Source organism: Sorangium sp. So ce302, assembly GCF_051530145.1.
Classification (GTDB): domain Bacteria; phylum Myxococcota_A; class Polyangia; order Polyangiales; family Polyangiaceae; genus Sorangium; species Sorangium cellulosum_B.
The window spans coordinates 4,389,507-4,405,504 of the sequence record NZ_CP150326.1 but is presented as its reverse complement, the minus strand read 5'-3'; the positions used below and the strand labels follow the sequence as shown (position 1 = coordinate 4,405,504).

The following is a 15,998-nucleotide window of genomic DNA, read 5'->3' as shown; positions in this document are numbered from 1 at the left end:
CTCCTTCTCGAGTGCAAAGCCCCCCTCACATACCGTCCGCGACATGCCGTGCCTGCCCGACGGATGTGGCGCCCCTGGCTCACTGACTCCTGTGGTGACACGCCGCCGCGCACCTCACCAGCGCTCGATGATGCAGCATGCGATGTGATCGGCCAGCGCCATGCACGTAAGCATCGGATTCACTGCAGGACTTCCAGGAAAGATGCTCGTGTCAGCGACGTACACATTGTCCAGATCGTGGCAGCGCCCCTCCTCATCGACCACCCCGTCCCGCGGGCGCCTCGACATCCGCGCCGTACCGAAGGCGTGATTCGCCGCGGTGATCGTGTCGCGCCCGTCGAGCCGTTTGCTCTTCAGGATCTCGGCTTCTTTCGGCGACGTCAGCTCGTCGGCCACGCCGTGCAGCCCGGGCAGTATCGACGAGGCCCCCGCCGCCCAGCAGATGTCTGACAAGATGCCGAGACCGCGCTGGATCTTCTCGACGTCGCGCGGTGCGTAGTCGAATCGCACATCAGGGTCCCAGCTGCCGCGCTTCGGACGCACCGTCCCGCGCGACCGCTCGGCTGCAATGATGACGTCGAACGGCGCCATCCGGTTGTATGTCCGGAGGTGACGCTGGTAGTCGTGCCCGAGGCCGGGGAATCGCGCGGCGAGCACGGCCGGAGGCGACCAGAGGACCTCCAGCTTGATCCCTTGCTCGATGAAGTGGAGCGAGTGATAGCCCTGGGTCGCGCCCTCCCATGGATCGATGGGCTCCGGGAACACCGCCATGATGGCGAGCCCAGGGTGGAGCTGCAGCTCGTTGCCCACATGGCCGCTCGAGCCGGCGGCGCCGCTGCGGAGCAGGATGAGCGGGGTCGCCATGCAGCCGGCCGCGAGCACGACGAGCTCCGCCCGTATCTCGACGGGCGCCCCCTCGCGCCAGGTGAACGGCTCGATCGTGCGCCCGCGCATCCCGGCGGCGCGCCTGCCGGAGAGCAGCAGGTGCTCGGCGCGCACGCTGGTGAAGACGCGCGCGCCCGCCCGGATCGCGGCGGGGACGTACGAGACGTCGGTCGACATCTTTGCGCGGTTGCGGCACCCCGTGAAGCACTCGCCCGAGCCGCGGCAGCCGCGCACGTTGCGGTGGGTCGGCTCGCTCGACAGCCCCAGCGCGTCGCAGCCGCGCTTGAAGCGCAGGTTGCGCTCGCCCTGCACCTCCATCGGCGTGGGTGAGACGCCGAGCAGGCGCTCGACGCGATCGTAGTGGGGCAGCAGCGCGTCCAGGGTGAGCGAGGACGTGCCGGTCCGCTCTGCCCACTTGTCGAACACCCAGGCGGGCGAGCGCGCGCAGATGGCCGAGTTGACGACCGAGCCGCCCCCGAGCGCGATCGCCTGCATGGTCGGGATGAGCATGCGCCCGCGGGCGGCGCGCATCCCCCCCTCGCGCAGCGTGCGCGAGAGCGACTCGCCCGGCTCCTGGCGGAAATCCTCCACCCCGAACGGCGGCCCCTCCTCGACGAGGATCACGTCGCGCCCCGCCTCGGCGAGCTCCTTGGCGACGACCGCGCCGCCCGGCCCCGAGCCGACCACGAGCACCTCGCACGACGCCCGCACCTCGCCCTCGTAGTCGGCGAACACCTTCACCTGCGAGCGCGGCTCGTCGGGCGCGAGCGGCTCCACCGCGCCCCTCGATCGGAGCGTCGCCTCGGAGAGCGAGCGCCGCTCGCCGCGCTCGCGGCCCACGGCGCGAGGCGGCTCCGGGAAGACGGGGAGCTTCACGCCGTCACCCCCGGCGCGAGCGACGGGGGCGCCGCGGCGGCGGGCTCACCCGCCGCTCTCCCGGCGGTGCGGCGCTCGAAGGGCGTGGCGCAGCAGGCAACGCCGATCGCGCCGGCGACCTTCTCGTTCGCGAGATACCCCATCGAGAGCATCGTCCGCAGCGAGAGGAACGTCACCCGCCGGAGGTAGATGCAGCTCTGCGCCATCGACGCGAGCACCGCGATGCGATCGGCCTGCGGGAGGCGCGTGAAGCGTGCGCGGCGCGGCCCGAAGACCCAGGGCGAGAGCTCGACGAAGTGGAACAGCAGCCGCATGTAGGGCCGGAGAGGCCGCGGTGTGCGCGCGACGTAGCGGTCCACGTACTCGACCAACCCGGCCTCCGTGCCGGAGACCGGGATCGGGCCCCCGGCCGGGAACAGGGCGTCAGCGCAGGCCGCCACGATGGCCCGCTCCTTCACGGACAGCGCGGAAGAGGGCGCACCGGGGGCCGACGCCCTGCGCACGAGGAAGACGGCGGCGAGGGCGAGCGCCGCCAGGACAACGACGGGACCGATCACGGGCAGGTGCGCAACGAGCTCGCTCATCACTCGACTCCTTCCTTGTCAGCACGGGAAGCCGTCGCCGTGGCTGCCTCGACAGCGTAGCCCTACAGCCAGAGTGCGCAATTTCGTTCGCACTGCGTCCGGGTGTTCGCACACCATCCCGTCCCGATTTACGCAGCTCGACGTTGTGGCTGTGACAATCGCGGTATGGTCGGCGCCCGATGAGCGACGAGCCCGTGACCGCAGTGGGGAGGAGCGAGGAGGTGGGACACGACGAGGCCATCGAAGGCGAGGAGCTGTCGGGAGCCGAGCGCCACACCTCGCCGGCGCGCGATCTTCAAACCTGGCTCGCTGGCGCTCCCCTCCCCGCCTCGCTGGAGCTCACGCTCGGGCTGCTCGCGCCGATGGTGATCACGATCGCGGCTGCGCTCCGCGTCGCGAGCTTCACGATCGACGACGCGTACATCTCGTTCCGGTACGCGCAGAACCTCGCGAACGGAAACGGGCTCGTTTACAACGTGGGCGAACGCGTCGAGGGCTACACGAACTTTCTCTGGACGGTGCTCCTCGCCGCGGCGGTGAAGCTCGGCGCGGCGCCGGCGGCGGCGTCGAAGGTGCTCGGCGCCGCCTGCGCCGCAGGTGCGCTCGTCCCGACCTACCTCCTCTCCCGGCGGCTGCGTCCGTTCTCGAACGTGCCCTGCCTCGCGACCTGGCTGCTCGCGATGAGCGTCCTCTTCTCCGGCTACGCGGTGTTCGGCCTGGAGACGCCGCTGTTCCTCCTGCTCACGCTCGCGGGGACCGAGCTCTTCTTCCGCGAAGAGGACGCCGCCAGCGACGACAGCGGCGCTCGGCCCGCGCTCGTCTTCTCATGGTTCTCCTGGTTCCCCTTCTCCGGCGCGGTGTTCGCGCTCGCCGCGCTCACCCGCCCGGAGGCGCCGCTGTTCCTCGGGCTGCTCGTCGTCTGGCACTCGGAGCAGGCGCTCTCGCGCCGGAGCGGGCTGCGCCTGGTCGCGTTCGCGCTCCCGGTCGCCGCGCACCTCGTGTGGCGGCACAGCTACTACGGCGCGTGGCTCCCGAACACGCTCGCCGCGAAGACGGGCGACTTCGCGCAGCAGATCCAGGGCGGGGGCGACTACGTCCGCAAGTACGCGCAGCACGCCGGCGCCTTCCTGTGGCTCGGGATCCTCTCGGTCGCCTCATCCATCGTCCACCGGCGCCGGAGCGGCCTCGCGATCGCGTCGATCGCGCTGCTGTTCGGCGTGTACGTCGTCGCGGTGGGCGGCGACTGGATGCCTTACTTCCGGTTCCTCGCGCCCGCGGAGCCGTTCGCGTTCCTGCTCGCCGACGACGCGGTCCGCGCGATCGCCGCGCGCCGCGAGCGCGTGGCGTCGCTCGCGATCGCGGCGTTCGGCGCGATCACGATCGCGACCCGCGCCGGCGAGCTCGTGCGGGCCCAGCGGAACCTCCTCGTCAACGACAAGGGCTTCTGGGACGACGCCGCAGGGCGCTCCGCGGAGTGGCTCGTCCAGAACGCGGAGCCTGGCCCCATCGCGCTCGCCGACATCGGCTACGTCGGTTACCGCACGGGCTTCCCGGTCGTGGACATGCTCGGGCTGCTCAGCCCCGAGGTCTCCCGCCTGCCGGGCGCGTACACGCACAAGGTCGGGGCCGGCTACACCGACGCGATCTTCGCGAAGAACCCGCGTTACTTCTTGCTCATCTCCTCCGGGATCGACTGCAAGACCCCGACGGTGCCCTCCTCCCGCGCCTCGTACGAGGACCCCAGGTTCAAGGCGGACTACAGGCTCCGCCAGGTCATCGCCCTCCGGAAGGGCGGCGCCTGGTGCATCTACGGGAAGACGTCGTATCCCTGACGAGCGCGCCGACGCAGCGCGCGCGTCGCCGGAGCGCGCGCCTCATCTCGCGCTTCGCCTCGCGGCCCTTCGCGCCGCGCGTCACGTCCGCGCCGGTGCTCCTCCTCGCTCCGCTTCCGCGTCGGCCGCGCGGGCCGCCCAGAAGGCGCGCACGTCCTCGATGCGGTCGGTCCGGCGTGCCTCGGGCAAGCTGTCGAGCAGCACGCGGCCGTAGCCGCGCGTGCGGATCCTGCGGTCCAGGATCGCGACGATGCCGCGATCGGTCCGCGCGCGGATCAGCCGGCCGAAGCCCTGCTTCAAGGTGATCGCGGCCTGCGGCACGCTGTAGGCGATGAACGGGTTGCCGCCGCCCTGCTCGATCGCCGTGCACCGGGCCGCGACGACGGGATCGGTCGGCACCGCGAACGGGAGCTTCTCGATGATCACGAGGCGCAGGGCCTCGCCGGGGACGTCCACCCCTTCCCAGAAGCTCATCGTCGCGACGAGCACCGCGTGCCGCTCTGCGCGGAAGCGGCGGAGCAGCGCGCCCTTCGGCGCGTCCCCCTGCACGAGCAGCGGGGCCTGCCGCCCCGGAGCGCTGCCGTTCGCCCGGGCGACCGCCGCGGCGCGCCCGAGCCGGACGCGGAGGGCCGCGGCGAGCGCGTTCATGGCGCGGATCGACGTGCACAGGAGGAACGCGCCGCCGCCCGTGATGCCGATGAGCTCGGCCGCGCGATCGGCGGCCCGCTCGACGAACGCCGCGTCGGTCGCCTCGGGGAGGTCGCGCGGCGTGTAGAGCAGCGCGGCGGTCGGGTAGTCGAAGGGCGAAGGGACCTCGAGCTCGTCGACAGGGACCGACACGTCCTCGTCGAGGCCCATCCGCGAGCGGAGGAAGCGGAACCCCGCCCCGGCGGAGCCGCCCGTCGTCAGCGTGGCGCTCGTCAGCACCACGGCGCCGATCCGCTCGAAGACGTGCTCGCGCAGCATGTCCCCGAGATCGACCGGCGACGCGCCGAACGAGACGGCGCGGCCGCGCACCTCGACCCACGTGACCTGGTTCGTCGCGGGGTCGACGATCCGCGCCGCGTCGTCCCGCAGCTGCGCGGCGCGGTTGCCGACGAGCTGCACCGCCTCGCTGATGGCGTTCGCGCTCGCGTAGGCCGCGAGCGCCTCGAGGTGGTCGTCGAGGCGGTGGTACGCGTCGAGCAGCTCGCCGGACCAGGCGTCCCTGGCGAGCGGGCTCCGGGCTTCGCCGCGATCCCCGCTGCCGGCGGCGCCGCCCAGCGAGGCGAGCCGATCGAAGAGCGCGTCCGCGGACTCGCGCACCACGGCCGTGATCGCCGTCCCCTCGCCCCGCCCGAGGATGCGATCGGCGAGGCCCGACGCGATGAAGGCCCGGTCCGCGTCGCGCAGCATCGAGTCGACCCGCGCGCGAGAGACGCGCACGCCGAAGAAGCCCGTCGCGATGTCCTCGAGCTGGTGCGCCTCGTCGAAGATGACCGCGTCGTACGGCGGGAGCGCGCCGGCGCCGGCGAAGCCGCGGCGCGCTCCGGCGATCTTCAGCGCGAGATCCGCGAAGAAGAGGTGGTGGTTGACGACGAGGAGGCGCGCCGCCTCGCTGTCGCGCTTCATCCGCGTGACGAAGCACCTCTCGAAGTACTCGCACGAGGCGCCGAGGCGCGTCTCGCTGGACGACGCGACCTCTCGCCAGAGCGGATCCCCCTCGGCGAGGTGGGCGAGCTCCGCGACGTCGCCCATCTCGGTCTCCTGCGCCCACGCCTCGATCAGCGGCAGCGAGCGCCCCGCGATCCCGGCGCCCGCGCCAGGGCTGGTCCGGAGCTCGCTGAAGCGCCGCAGGCACAGGTAGTTGCCGAGCCCCTTCACCAGCGCCGCGCGCGGATCCAGCCGGAGGTGCTCGGCCACGAGCGGCAGGTCCTTCGTGTAGATCTGGTCCTCGAGCGCCTTCGTCGCGGTCGAGACGACGACCTTGCGACCGCTCAGTATCGCGGGCACCAGGTAGGCGAGCGTCTTGCCGGTCCCGGTGCCCGCCTCGCAGAGGAGGATGCGGTCCTCCGCGAGCGCCCGCTCGACGGCGCTCGCCATCGCCACCTGCCCCTGTCGGTCCTCGTACCCGTCCAGGCCACGCGCGAACGGGCCCGAGGGCCCGAGCAGGCTCGCGGCGCGGTCAAAGGGCATCGCGTACCGCTCAGCGCGGCAGGGCAGTCTTCTCCAGCGAGAGGGCGAACCCCACCTCGCTGACGGCGAGCTCGAGCGAGGCCACGCGCTTCTCGAAGTGGACCTCGCACCACGTATCGAGCGTCCGCTCCGCGTCGCCGGGGTCGCGGACGTGACGGAGGGCGGCCTCAGCCTCGGCGTAGCCACGCGCCACGGCAGGCTCGGCCATTCCGCGCGCCCGCTCGAAGAGCTGCTCGTCCGCCGCACCCGGGAAGTCGTTGCGCTGGGCGCGCACGACGAACCCGACCCGCAGCGGCTCGGCGCCCACGACGATCCCCGAGTCCATGAGGAGGTTCTCCCGCACCCGCTCCGCGACCTGCACGGCGTCGCCCCGGGTGCGGTAGACCTCGAATCCGGCCTGGAGCAGGGCCTTCTTTATCTCCGCGGGTGTCGGCATCTTCCGCTGGTTTCCGGCTACCCCCAGCTGTCAGCAGGAACATCCATCGCAAAATTGCGGGTGCCTCGTCAAGCCGACAGCGCCGACCACGTGTGGCGCTCTGGCGCGCCGGCGCGCTCCTGTGGGCTCAGGAGCTCGATCGCGGCGATCTCGAGGGGCCTCCTTCCAGGCCCCCCAGACCGTTGATGCCCTCCCGATTCTCCAGACCATCGAGGAAACACACCCCGACGATCGATCCATCGGGCTCGTCCTGGACCCACATTATCCTACCCGGACGTGGGCTTCTGCCGTCGAGCCAGACCGTCAGCTCGGTACCGGGATCGAGTGAATTTTCTATCACCACCCTGAGCCCGCCGACGCTCACGTTCAGCGTCCAGCCAGCGACGGCGCGCTCGCCGGTCTCCAGGCGTACCCGTTCGCTCAGCTCGCGGCGTGGGCTCCTGCGACGGTTGGCCAGGAGCTCGGGTGGAATCTGGAGTGACGGGGGTGTGAGGGTTCTGCGTCGAATCACGAAAGAAAATTACAAGCACACGCCGTGCCCGGGGACAGAATTGTGGGCTCCGGTCGATATTCAGCATGGACGGGAGCTGCGTCCTGCGCGGTGCACGAGGCTGCGCCCCCTACGGCGGCCGCTCAGTGCGCGTCGGCGTGGTCGGGCTGGTGGCCGGAGCCGTCGCTCGGCTCCTCGAAGACAGAGACGGGCTCGAGCAGGGACAGCTGCTCGCGCTTGATGCCTACGCCCTTGTCGGAGAAGAAGAGGTCGTTCTCCTGAAGCCGCGAACGCACACGGGCGATGAACAGGATAGGCATGCCCGCCTGCGTGTAACCGAGCTGCACGAGCGTGCCCTTCGGCCAGTTGCCGCCGTCGAACGCGAGCTCCTTGCGAAGCGTGTAGAACCCTTCGGCGGGGAGGCGCTGCAGGGAGTCTGCCCACGTCGTGCCCCGGAACGCGACGGCAGGGCCGTGGAAGTGCCAGCGGTTGTGGACGTTGTGGTCGGGCGTCGTGACCGTCGGCAGACCGTTGTCCGAGTGGTTGTGGAAGGAGACGAGGGTACCAGCAGGCACCTTGTCCTCGTGTCCGGGGAGCGGCTTTGTCGTCAGGTAGAGGCCGCAATCAGGGAGCTGTGACTTCGAGCTTGCCATGGCATGTGCCCCTAGCCCCGCTCCCGACCGCCGTAAAGACACGCCGTCGACGCCGTGCTATGCCGCGCCAGGCCAAGGCGGGAGGCCGCTCGAAGAGCGAGCGGCGCACGCCCCGGGAGCGAGCCCTTCGTGAACAGACTGAGCCAAATCTTCGGCGCCGCCATCATCATCGCGATCGCCGTCGTCTTCATCGTCCAGTTCCGCCCGAGCACGGGGCCCGTGCAGTCGGCCGGGAGCACCTGTGCGGTCGAGGTCCGAGGCAGCTGCATCTCCTCGATCGACTTCAACGCGTCGAAGAACCTGCTCGCGATGCGGAGCGTCGACGAAAACCGCCTCCGGGCGATGGGTTACCGGCGGCTCACGGCGGAGGGGCTCTACGAACGGTGGCTCCTCAACGAGGACGCGAAGCGCCTCGGGATCAGCGTCTCGGACGACGAGCTCACGAACGAGCTCGTGGCTGGCAGGGTGCATGTCTCGCTCCCGGCAGACAAGATCCGCCAGGTCGGTTACGCCCTCAGCCTCCGGGAAGACCTCACTCGCTACCTGGACGTCCGCAACCGGCAAACGAAGAAATTCGACAACAAGCAGTACGAGAAGCAAATCCGGAACATCACGAAGATGAGCCCCACGGACTTCCGCGATTACCAGCGGAAGGAGCTCATCGCCGCCCGGATGCGCGAGCTCATCCGGGCGCGGGTCCGGGTCGGCGAGAATGAGGCGTTCGAGCAGTTCTCGCGCGAGAAATCCACCAGGACGCTCGCGTATGTGCGCTTCGACCGGCGCTTCTACAGCGATCTCATCGTGGACACGTCGGAGAAGGCGATCCAGGCCTGGGCCGACAACAACAAAGAAGAGCTCGACAAGGCCTGGGAGGGGCGGAAGGCGCAGTATCAGCCCGAGTGCCGCGTCGCCCGAGTCCTCGTGGTCGAGGTGAAGCCCGAGGAGGCCGAGCAGGGGCCGGAGGCGGGCAAGGCGGCCGCGAAGGCGCGGATCGAGGGCGCGGTCCAGCGCCTCAAGAAGGGCGAGAGCTTCGCCGACGTGGCCCGCAGCGCGAGCGACGACCCGAGCGCGGCGCGCGGCGGCGAGCTCGGATGCGTGGCCAAGGGGCGCCTGAGCAAGCCTGTCGAGGACAAGCTCTTCGAGATGAAGGCGGGCGATGTGTCGGACCTCATCGAGACCGAGGACGGCTTCCACGTGATCAAGCTCGAACAGATCGCGAAGGACGCCGAGGCCGAGAAGATCGGCCGGCAGGAGACGGCGCGCGATTTCTACATCGCCCACGAGTCGGAGCGGCTCGCGGCCGAGGCCGCGAAGCAGGTGCTCGCCGCCGCAGCGGGCGGCAAGTCGCTGGAGGACGCGCTCGCCGCGTACATGGCCCAGCTCACGCCGGCGAATTCGAAGGAGAAGGCAAGCGCGAAGGAGGGTGCCGCCGCGCCGGGCGCAAAGGCGGGCGGCGGGGCCGCCGCAGCGAAGCACGACGGCAACAAGGACGCGGGCGCGAAGGAGGGTGGCCAGGCCGAGGCCGGGGAGGCGCGAGCTCCCTACACGATCGCGACGCACCCGAACCGGCCCACCGTCGAGACGAGCCTGCCGTTCAACGTCTCCGGCTCACCCGTCGCGGACGCGAAGGACAGCACCGAGGCCGCGCGCATCGCCTTCCAGCTCGACAAGCCGGGCGACCTGCCCAAGGACGTCGTGGCGCTGGCGAACGGTTATGCGGTGATCCAGCTCAAGGAGAAGACCTCTGCGAGCCAGGAGCAGTGGGACAAGGATCGCGAGTTCTACACGTCGGCGATGCGCGCCGCGAAGCAGAACGACGCGCTCATCGGGTACGTGCGCCGGCTGAAGTCGACGATCGGCAGCGAGGTGAAGTACGACCAGAACCTCCTGAAGGAGTCCAAGCCAGCCGAGGATGGCTCCGGCGAGCCGCCGCTGCCGCTCGAAGACGAGGGGGAATGACGTCGCTCCCGCTGCGTGACGCGCGCGACGTCGTCCTCTCGAACGGCCTCAAGGTCGTCCTCGTCCCGCAACCGCACGTCCACCGGGCGGTCGCCTCGCTCTACCTGCGCGTCGGCTCGCGGTTCGAGAGCCAGCAGAACAACGGGATCTCCCACTTCCTGGAGCACATGGTGTTCCGGGGGACGCCGACGCTGCCGACCGCGCACGCGCAGGCGCTCGCCTTCGAGCGCCTCGGAGGGACGCTCTACGCGGCGACCCACGTCGACCACGGCGTGATGAGCATCTCCGTGCCGCCGACGAACCTGGAGCCGGTGCTCGCCCTGCTCGGCGAGGTGGCCACGTCGCCTCGCTTCACCGCGATCGAGGTCGAGCGCGGCATCGTGCGCGAGGAGATCCTCGAGGACCTCGACGACGAGGGGCGCGACATCGACGCGGACAACAACGCGCGCGCGCTCATGTACGAGCGACACCCGCTCGGGTTCACGATCACGGGCGACATCGAGGCGCTCGATCGCTTCGACGAGCCGATGCTGCGCGCCCACCACGCCCGGCACTACACGACGGCGAACGCGGTGCTCTGCCTTGCGGGGCGGCTCGATCCCGAGGCGTGCGCGCGGGTCGCCGAGCGGCACTTCGGCGCCATGCCGCGCGGCGAGCAGGTGCCCGCCGCGCCGCCGCCCAACGGGCAGAAGAAGCCGAGGTTCCGCTTCATCGAGAACCAGTCGAGCCAGACCGATCTGCGGATCGCGTTCCGGGGCGTGAGCGAGCGCGATCCGCGCGAGCCCGCCGTGGAGATGCTGCTCCGCGTCCTCGACGACGGCATGTCGACGCGGCTGTACGAGCGGATCTGCGATCGGCTGGGCCTCTGCTACGACGTGTCGGGGATGTTCGAGGCCTACGAGGACGACGGGGTCGTCGACATCGCCGCGGGCGTCCAGCACGACCGCGCGACCGTGGTGGTCCGGGAGATCTTCGCGCTGCTCCGCGAGCTCGCCGAGGTCGGCCCGCGCGAGGACGAGCTCGCCAAGGCGCGGGACCGCCACCTCTGGTCGGTGGAGGCGATGCTCGACGACGCCGACGCGACCGCCGGCTTCCATGGGCTCGCCGCGCTCGCCGACATCACGCGCACCCCGGAGGCGCGGCACGAGGAGCTCGCGCGCGTCAGCGTCGCCGATGTGCGCGACGCCGCGCGCATGCTGTTCCGGCCAGAGCGCCTCACCGTGGTGGCCGTGGGCCTGCTCCGCTCCTCGGAAGAGGCGAAGCTGGAGAAGGCCGTCCGCTCGTTCGGTTGACGCAGCGCGAGCCAGGCGCCGCGGCGCACCACGACAGCGACGATCGCAGAGGAATGCGGAAGGAGCCCCGGAAGGAGGCGGCCGTTGAAGGCCGCCCCCCGTGCGCATCGCTGGACACGGCTGCTCGCTGCACGGGAGCCTGCCCCGCCGCGCGAGCCGGGAGTGCCCGGGCACACATGTCAGCCGGGCTTTCGAGGCAAATCGAGCGCGTTCAGGGCCTTGTTCAAACTATTTGCATTAATGCGAATCAACACATATATATGATCCATGGTCTCGGTCGCAGAGACGCCGGCTCAACCGGAGGAGGCGGTCGCGCGGTGCGAGCTGTACCGGCTGCTGGCGGATCCGGTGCGGGTGCGGCTCCTCGGCCTGGCCGCGGCGGAGGAGCTCGCCGTCGGAGAGCTGGCCGAGCTGCTCCGCGAGGGCCAGCCGAAGATCTCGCGCCACGCGGCCGCGCTCCGCGAGGCGGGGATCCTGCTCGCCAGGCGCCAGGGGACGTGGACGCTGCTCCGCCTGGATCCGCGGGCCACGACCGATCCCGTGATCGACGACGCGGTGCGCGCGGGCCAGCGCGCCTGCGCGGCGGACGGTACGCTCGCGCGCATCGAGGAGGTGCTGGCCGCGCGCGACGCCGAGACGCGCGAGTTCTTCGCGCGCGGCGGGCGGCCGTTGCGCTCGGGGCCGCCGGCCGAGCTCGCCGCCTACCTCGCGGCGCTCGCGCCGCTCCTGCCCCATCGGCGGCTGGCGGTCGACGCGGGCACCGGCGACGGGGCGCTGCTCGAGGTGTTGTCGCCCGTCTTCGATCGCGTCGTCGCGCTCGATCGCGCGAGCGCGCAGCTGCAGCTCGCCGGGGAGCGCCTGCGGCGGCGCAGCCTCGAGAACGTCGAGCTGGTGTGCGGCGAGATCGACGGGCCCGAGGTGATCCGGGCCGTGGCGCGCGCGCTCGGCGGCGATCCTCCGGAGGCCGGCGAGGCCCTCTCCGGGGGCGCCGACGTTGTCTTCGCGGCGCGCGTGCTGCACCACGCGCCTCAGCCGGCGAAGGCGATGCGCGCGCTCGTCGAGCTCGCGCGCCCGGTCGCGCCCGGCCGCGGCGACGGCGCTCACGCCCGCGGGGGCGCGGTGTGCGTGCTCGATTACGAGGCGCACCACGATCAGGCCCTCCGGGAGCAGGAGGCGGACATCTGGCTCGGCTTCTCGCCGGGCGACCTCCGGGGCCTCGCCGAGGAGGCCGGGCTCTCCGGCGTCGAGCTCCGGCGGCTGCCGTCCGCATGGCAGGGCGAAGGCCCGGATCGACACCTGGTTTGGCAGCTGCTCGTCGGCTGGCGCGGCGCGCGCTCAAGCGCATTCACCGAAAAGGCAAAGGGACACCATGACTGCTGAGAAGAAGCTCTCCTACAAGGTCGCCGACATCACGCTCGCGGACTGGGGTCGCAAGAGATCCGCATCGCCGAGAAGGAGATGCCCGGGCTGATGGCGCTCAGGGCGGAGTACGGCCCGACGCAGCCGCTCAAGGGCGCGCGCATCGCCGGCTGCCTCCACATGACGATCCAGACCGCGGTGCTGATCGAGACGCTGGTGGCGCTCGGCGCGGAGGTCACCTGGACGAGCTGCAACATCTACTCGACGCAGGACCACGCGGCGGCGGCCATCGCGGCGGCCGGCATCCCGGTCTTCGCGTGGAAGGGCGAGACCCTCGAGGAGTACGACTGGTGCATCGAGCAGCAGCTCTACGCCTTCAAGGGCGGCAAGGGGCCCAACATGATCCTCGACGACGGCGGCGATCTCACGATCGTCGCCCACGAGAAGCACCCGGCGCTCTTCACCGGCGCCGACCCGATCCGCGGGCTCTCCGAGGAGACGACGACCGGCGTGCACCGGCTCTACGAGATGCACCGCGCGGGCAAGCTGAAGGTGCCCGCGATCAACGTCAACGACTCGGTGACCAAGAGCAAGTTCGACAACCTCTACGGTTGCCGCGAGTCGCTGGGCGACGGGATCAAGCGGGCCACCGACGTGATGTTCGCCGGCAAGGTCGCCGTCGTGTGCGGCTACGGCGACGTCGGCAAGGGGTGCGCGCAGTCGCTGCGCGGCCTGGGGGCGCGCGTGATCATCACCGAGATCGACCCGATCTGCGCGCTGCAGGCGGCGATGGAGGGCTACGAGGTGAAGCGCCTCGAGACCGTCGCCCCGGTCGGCGACATCTTCGTCACGGCGACCGGCTGCGCCGACGTCGTCCGGGCGGAGCACATGATCGCGATGAAGGACGAGGCGATCCTCTGCAACATCGGGCACTTCGACTCGGAGATCCAGATCGCGTGGCTCGAGAAGAACCCGGAGATCAAGGAGGAGAACATCAAGCCGCAGGTCGATCACTTCATCTTCCCGGACGGCAAGCGGCTGATCGTCCTCGCGCGCGGCCGGCTCGTGAACCTCGGGTGCGCCACCGGCCACCCGTCGTTCGTGATGTCGACCTCGTTCTCCAACCAGGTCCTCGCGCAGATCGCCCTGTGGACCGAGAAGCACACGATCGGCGTCCACCTGCTGCCGAAGAAGCTCGACGAGAAGGTCGCGGCGCTGCACCTGCCGAAGCTCGGGGTCGAGCTGACCCAGCTCACGACGGAGCAGGCGAAGTACCTGGGCGTCCCCGCCGAGGGCCCCTTCAAGGCCGAGAACTACCGCTACTGAGCGGCGGGCTTTCGGCGCCTCCGCCGCTGGGGTAGGCGGCCGATCGATGGATCCTCGCCACAGCAAGGACGAAGCCCAGCGCACCCTCGACACCTACGCCTCGACCTGGGGCGAGGATCTCGCCCTCCGCGTCTACACCTCCCGCCTGCTCGGCGCCGATCCGTCGCTCGTCCTCCACGGCGGCGGGAACACGAGCGTCAAGAGCACGGCCGTCGACCTGCTCGGCGATCGCGTCGACGTGCTCTTCATCAAGGGCAGCGGGTGGGACCTCGCGACCATCGAGCCGCGCGGCTTCCCGGCGTGCCGCCTCGCGCCGCTCCAGCGCGCTTGCACGCTGGAGGCGATGACCGACGAGCAGATGGTCGCGCTGCTGCGCGGCCAGATGCTGGATCCGGCGAGCCCGACGCCGTCGGTCGAGGCGCTGCTGCACGCGATCATCCCCGCGAAGTTCGTCGATCACACGCACGCGGACGCCGTGCTCGCGGTCATCGATCAGCCCGGCTCGGCCGAGGTCGTCCAGGCGATCTACGGGGACGGCGCGCTCTTCGTGCCGTACGTCATGCCGGGCTTCGCGCTCGCCCGTCGCGTCGCAGAGCTCGTCCGGGAGCGCCTCGCGCAAGGGGTGCTCCCGTCGCTGATGATCCTCGACAAGCACGGCGTCTTCACGTGGGGAGACACCGCCGAGGAGAGCTACACGCGCATGATCGACGCCGTGACGCGCGCCGAGCACTACATCGCCGAGCGCAGCGTGATCGTCTCGCACCCCACGGTCGTGGCGGATCCGGACCTCCGGGCCGCCATCGGGCCGGTCGTCCGCGGAGCGCTCGCCCGCGTGTCGGGGCGCCCCTGGGTCTGCACGCTCCGCACCGGCCTGGAGCTGCTCGCGTTCTGCGCGCGCGACGATCTGGCCAGGGTCTCGCAGCTCGGCTGCGCCACGCCGGATCACGTCATTCGCACCAAGGCGCGGCCGCTCATCATCCACGGCCACGACATCACCGACACGGCGCGCTTCCGCGCGACCGTCGAGCAGGCCATCGCGAGGTACGTGGACGAGTACCACGAGTACTTCCGCCGCTCCTGCGCGGCGCGGGGCGTCGTCCGCGACGAGCTCGATCCGTTCCCGCGGGTGCTGCTGTTCCCCGGGGCGGGCGCGCTGTGCGTTGGCGGTTCCCGCGCCGAGGCGGAGATCGTCGCGGACGTCTACGCCCATACCGTCTCCGTGATCGAGGCCGCCGAGGCGCTCGGCGGGTACCAGCCAGTCCCGGAGCTCGATCTCTTCGACATGGAGTACTGGAGCCTCGAGCAGGCGAAGTTGAAGCTCGGCGCAGGGCAGCGGGGCCCGCTCGATCGGCGGATCGCGCTGATCACGGGCGCCGCCTCGGGGATCGGCCACGCGACGGCGGCGGTGTTCCTCGCCGCGGGGGCGCACGTGGTGCTGGCCGATCGCGACGAGGAGTCGCTCGAGAAGGCCGCCGCCGAGCTCGGGGGCCGCTACCGCGGCCGCTGCATGAAGGTCGCCTGCGACGTGCGCAGCGAGGCGAGCGTGCACCGCGCGTTCGCGCAGAGCGCGGCGCACTTCGGCGGCGTCGACGTCGTCGTGTCGAACGCCGGCCGCGCGTTCTCTGGATCCCTCCACACGTCCGAGGGGCACGAGGCCCTGTGCGCGTCGCTCGAGCTGAACCTTCTCGGCCACCAGAACGTCGCCCGCGCGGCGGCGCGGGTGCTGCTCGCGCAGGGCTCAGGCGGCGCGATCCTGTTCAACGCGTCGAAGAGCGCGTTCAACCAGGGGCCCGATTTCGGTCCCTACGGCGTCGCCAAGGCGGCGCTCGTCTCGCTGATGCGCCAGTACGCGGTGGACCTCGGACCTCAGGGCATCCGGTCCAACGCCGTGAACGCCGACCGGATCCGCACCGCGCTCTTCGGCGCCGGCTTGCTGGAGGCGCGCGCCCGCGCCCGCAACGTCTCGGTCGACGACTACTTCCGCGACAACCTGCTCCGGCGCGAGACCACCGCGGCGGACGTGGCGCAGGCGTTCCTCTATCTCGCGACCGCCGAGGCCACGACGGGCTGCGTCGTGACCGTCGACGGCGGGAACGCCGCCGCTTTCCCCCGCTGAGCCGGTCGGCTCAGA

The 15,998-nt window shown here is 71.0% G+C and carries 11 protein-coding genes and 1 pseudogene; 6 read left to right on the top strand and 6 right to left on the bottom strand.

Annotation, left to right across the window (positions count from 1 at the left end; genetic code table 11):
• Positions 1 to 114: 114 nt before the first annotated feature.
• Both WME73_RS16755 and WME73_RS16750 read right to left on the bottom strand, forming a co-directional pair.
• The gene (locus WME73_RS16755; RefSeq protein ID WP_437916328.1) at positions 115 to 1,761 is read right to left on the bottom strand and encodes a GMC family oxidoreductase N-terminal domain-containing protein; all 1,647 of its coding nucleotides are present in this window, start codon (positions 1,759 to 1,761) and stop codon (positions 115 to 117) included.
• The gene (locus WME73_RS16750; RefSeq protein ID WP_437746446.1) at positions 1,758 to 2,345 is read right to left on the bottom strand and encodes a gluconate 2-dehydrogenase subunit 3 family protein; all 588 of its coding nucleotides are present in this window, start codon (positions 2,343 to 2,345) and stop codon (positions 1,758 to 1,760) included. Before WME73_RS16750 ends, WME73_RS16755 begins: the two co-directional genes overlap by 4 nt.
• A 179-nt stretch (positions 2,346 to 2,524) precedes the next feature.
• Between WME73_RS16750 and WME73_RS16745 the strand changes: the two genes are divergently transcribed.
• On the top strand, positions 2,525 to 4,177 hold the full coding sequence (locus WME73_RS16745) for a hypothetical protein (RefSeq protein ID WP_437916327.1): 1,653 nt from the start codon (positions 2,525 to 2,527) through the stop codon (positions 4,175 to 4,177).
• A gap of 81 nt (positions 4,178 to 4,258) precedes the next feature.
• Here the strand turns inward: WME73_RS16745 and WME73_RS16740 are convergent, their stop codons facing one another.
• The 4 genes from WME73_RS16740 to WME73_RS16725 all read right to left on the bottom strand — a co-directional run bounded on the left by WME73_RS16740 (position 4,259) and on the right by WME73_RS16725 (position 7,931).
• Positions 4,259 to 6,352: an ATP-dependent DNA helicase gene (locus tag WME73_RS16740; RefSeq protein WP_437916326.1), complete on the bottom strand. Its 2,094-nt coding sequence runs from the start codon at positions 6,350 to 6,352 to the stop codon at positions 4,259 to 4,261.
• Between the two features lie 10 nt (positions 6,353 to 6,362).
• A complete protein-coding gene (locus tag WME73_RS16735) occupies positions 6,363 to 6,788 on the bottom strand; it encodes a hypothetical protein (protein WP_437746443.1) in 426 nt (141 codons plus the stop codon).
• Positions 6,789 to 6,915: 127 nt separating this feature from the next.
• Positions 6,916 to 7,299, bottom strand: a complete 384-nt coding sequence (locus tag WME73_RS16730) for a PilZ domain-containing protein (protein ID WP_437746442.1) — start codon at positions 7,297 to 7,299, stop codon at positions 6,916 to 6,918.
• Between the two features lie 122 nt (positions 7,300 to 7,421).
• Positions 7,422 to 7,931: a hypothetical protein gene (locus WME73_RS16725; RefSeq protein WP_272098187.1), complete on the bottom strand. Its 510-nt coding sequence runs from the start codon at positions 7,929 to 7,931 to the stop codon at positions 7,422 to 7,424.
• A gap of 129 nt (positions 7,932 to 8,060) precedes the next feature.
• Here WME73_RS16725 and WME73_RS16720 point away from each other — a divergent pair, with 129 nt between their 5' ends.
• The 5 genes and pseudogenes from WME73_RS16720 to WME73_RS16700 all read left to right on the top strand — a co-directional run bounded on the left by WME73_RS16720 (position 8,061) and on the right by WME73_RS16700 (position 15,983).
• Complete coding sequence (locus WME73_RS16720) at positions 8,061 to 9,890, top strand: peptidylprolyl isomerase (RefSeq protein ID WP_437746441.1); 1,830 nt, start codon at positions 8,061 to 8,063, stop codon at positions 9,888 to 9,890.
• Complete coding sequence (locus WME73_RS16715; protein ID WP_437746440.1) at positions 9,887 to 11,182, top strand: M16 family metallopeptidase; 1,296 nt, start codon at positions 9,887 to 9,889, stop codon at positions 11,180 to 11,182. The genes WME73_RS16720 and WME73_RS16715 overlap by 4 nt, the downstream gene beginning before the upstream one ends.
• A gap of 267 nt (positions 11,183 to 11,449) precedes the next feature.
• Positions 11,450 to 12,562 carry an ArsR/SmtB family transcription factor gene (locus WME73_RS16710; RefSeq protein ID WP_437916325.1) on the top strand — a complete coding sequence of 371 codons (1,113 nt, stop codon included), beginning with the start codon at positions 11,450 to 11,452 and terminating at the stop codon, positions 12,560 to 12,562.
• Positions 12,552 to 13,867 (top strand): annotated as a pseudogene (ahcY, locus tag WME73_RS16705) (adenosylhomocysteinase). The gene WME73_RS16710 and the pseudogene ahcY overlap by 11 nt, the downstream one beginning before the upstream one ends.
• A gap of 46 nt (positions 13,868 to 13,913) precedes the next feature.
• On the top strand, positions 13,914 to 15,983 hold the full coding sequence (locus tag WME73_RS16700) for a bifunctional aldolase/short-chain dehydrogenase (protein WP_437916324.1): 2,070 nt from the start codon (positions 13,914 to 13,916) through the stop codon (positions 15,981 to 15,983).
• Positions 15,984 to 15,998 lie beyond the last annotated feature (15 nt).

Excerpts from the sequence above, each read along its gene's own strand:
- WME73_RS16740 (WP_437916326.1), bottom strand. The coding sequence starts at position 6,352 with ATGCCCTTTGACCGCGCCGCGAGCCTGCTCGGGCCCTCGGGCCCGTTC.
- WME73_RS16725 (WP_272098187.1), bottom strand. The coding sequence starts at position 7,931 with ATGGCAAGCTCGAAGTCACAGCTCCCTGATTGCGGCCTCTACCTGACG.
- WME73_RS16715 (WP_437746440.1), top strand. The coding sequence starts at position 9,887 with ATGACGTCGCTCCCGCTGCGTGACGCGCGCGACGTCGTCCTCTCGAAC.
- WME73_RS16750 (WP_437746446.1), bottom strand. The coding sequence starts at position 2,345 with ATGAGCGAGCTCGTTGCGCACCTGCCCGTGATCGGTCCCGTCGTTGTC.
- WME73_RS16710 (WP_437916325.1), top strand. The coding sequence starts at position 11,450 with ATGGTCTCGGTCGCAGAGACGCCGGCTCAACCGGAGGAGGCGGTCGCG.
- WME73_RS16700 (WP_437916324.1), top strand. The coding sequence starts at position 13,914 with ATGGATCCTCGCCACAGCAAGGACGAAGCCCAGCGCACCCTCGACACC.
- WME73_RS16735 (WP_437746443.1), bottom strand. The coding sequence starts at position 6,788 with ATGCCGACACCCGCGGAGATAAAGAAGGCCCTGCTCCAGGCCGGATTC.
- WME73_RS16745 (WP_437916327.1), top strand. The coding sequence starts at position 2,525 with ATGAGCGACGAGCCCGTGACCGCAGTGGGGAGGAGCGAGGAGGTGGGA.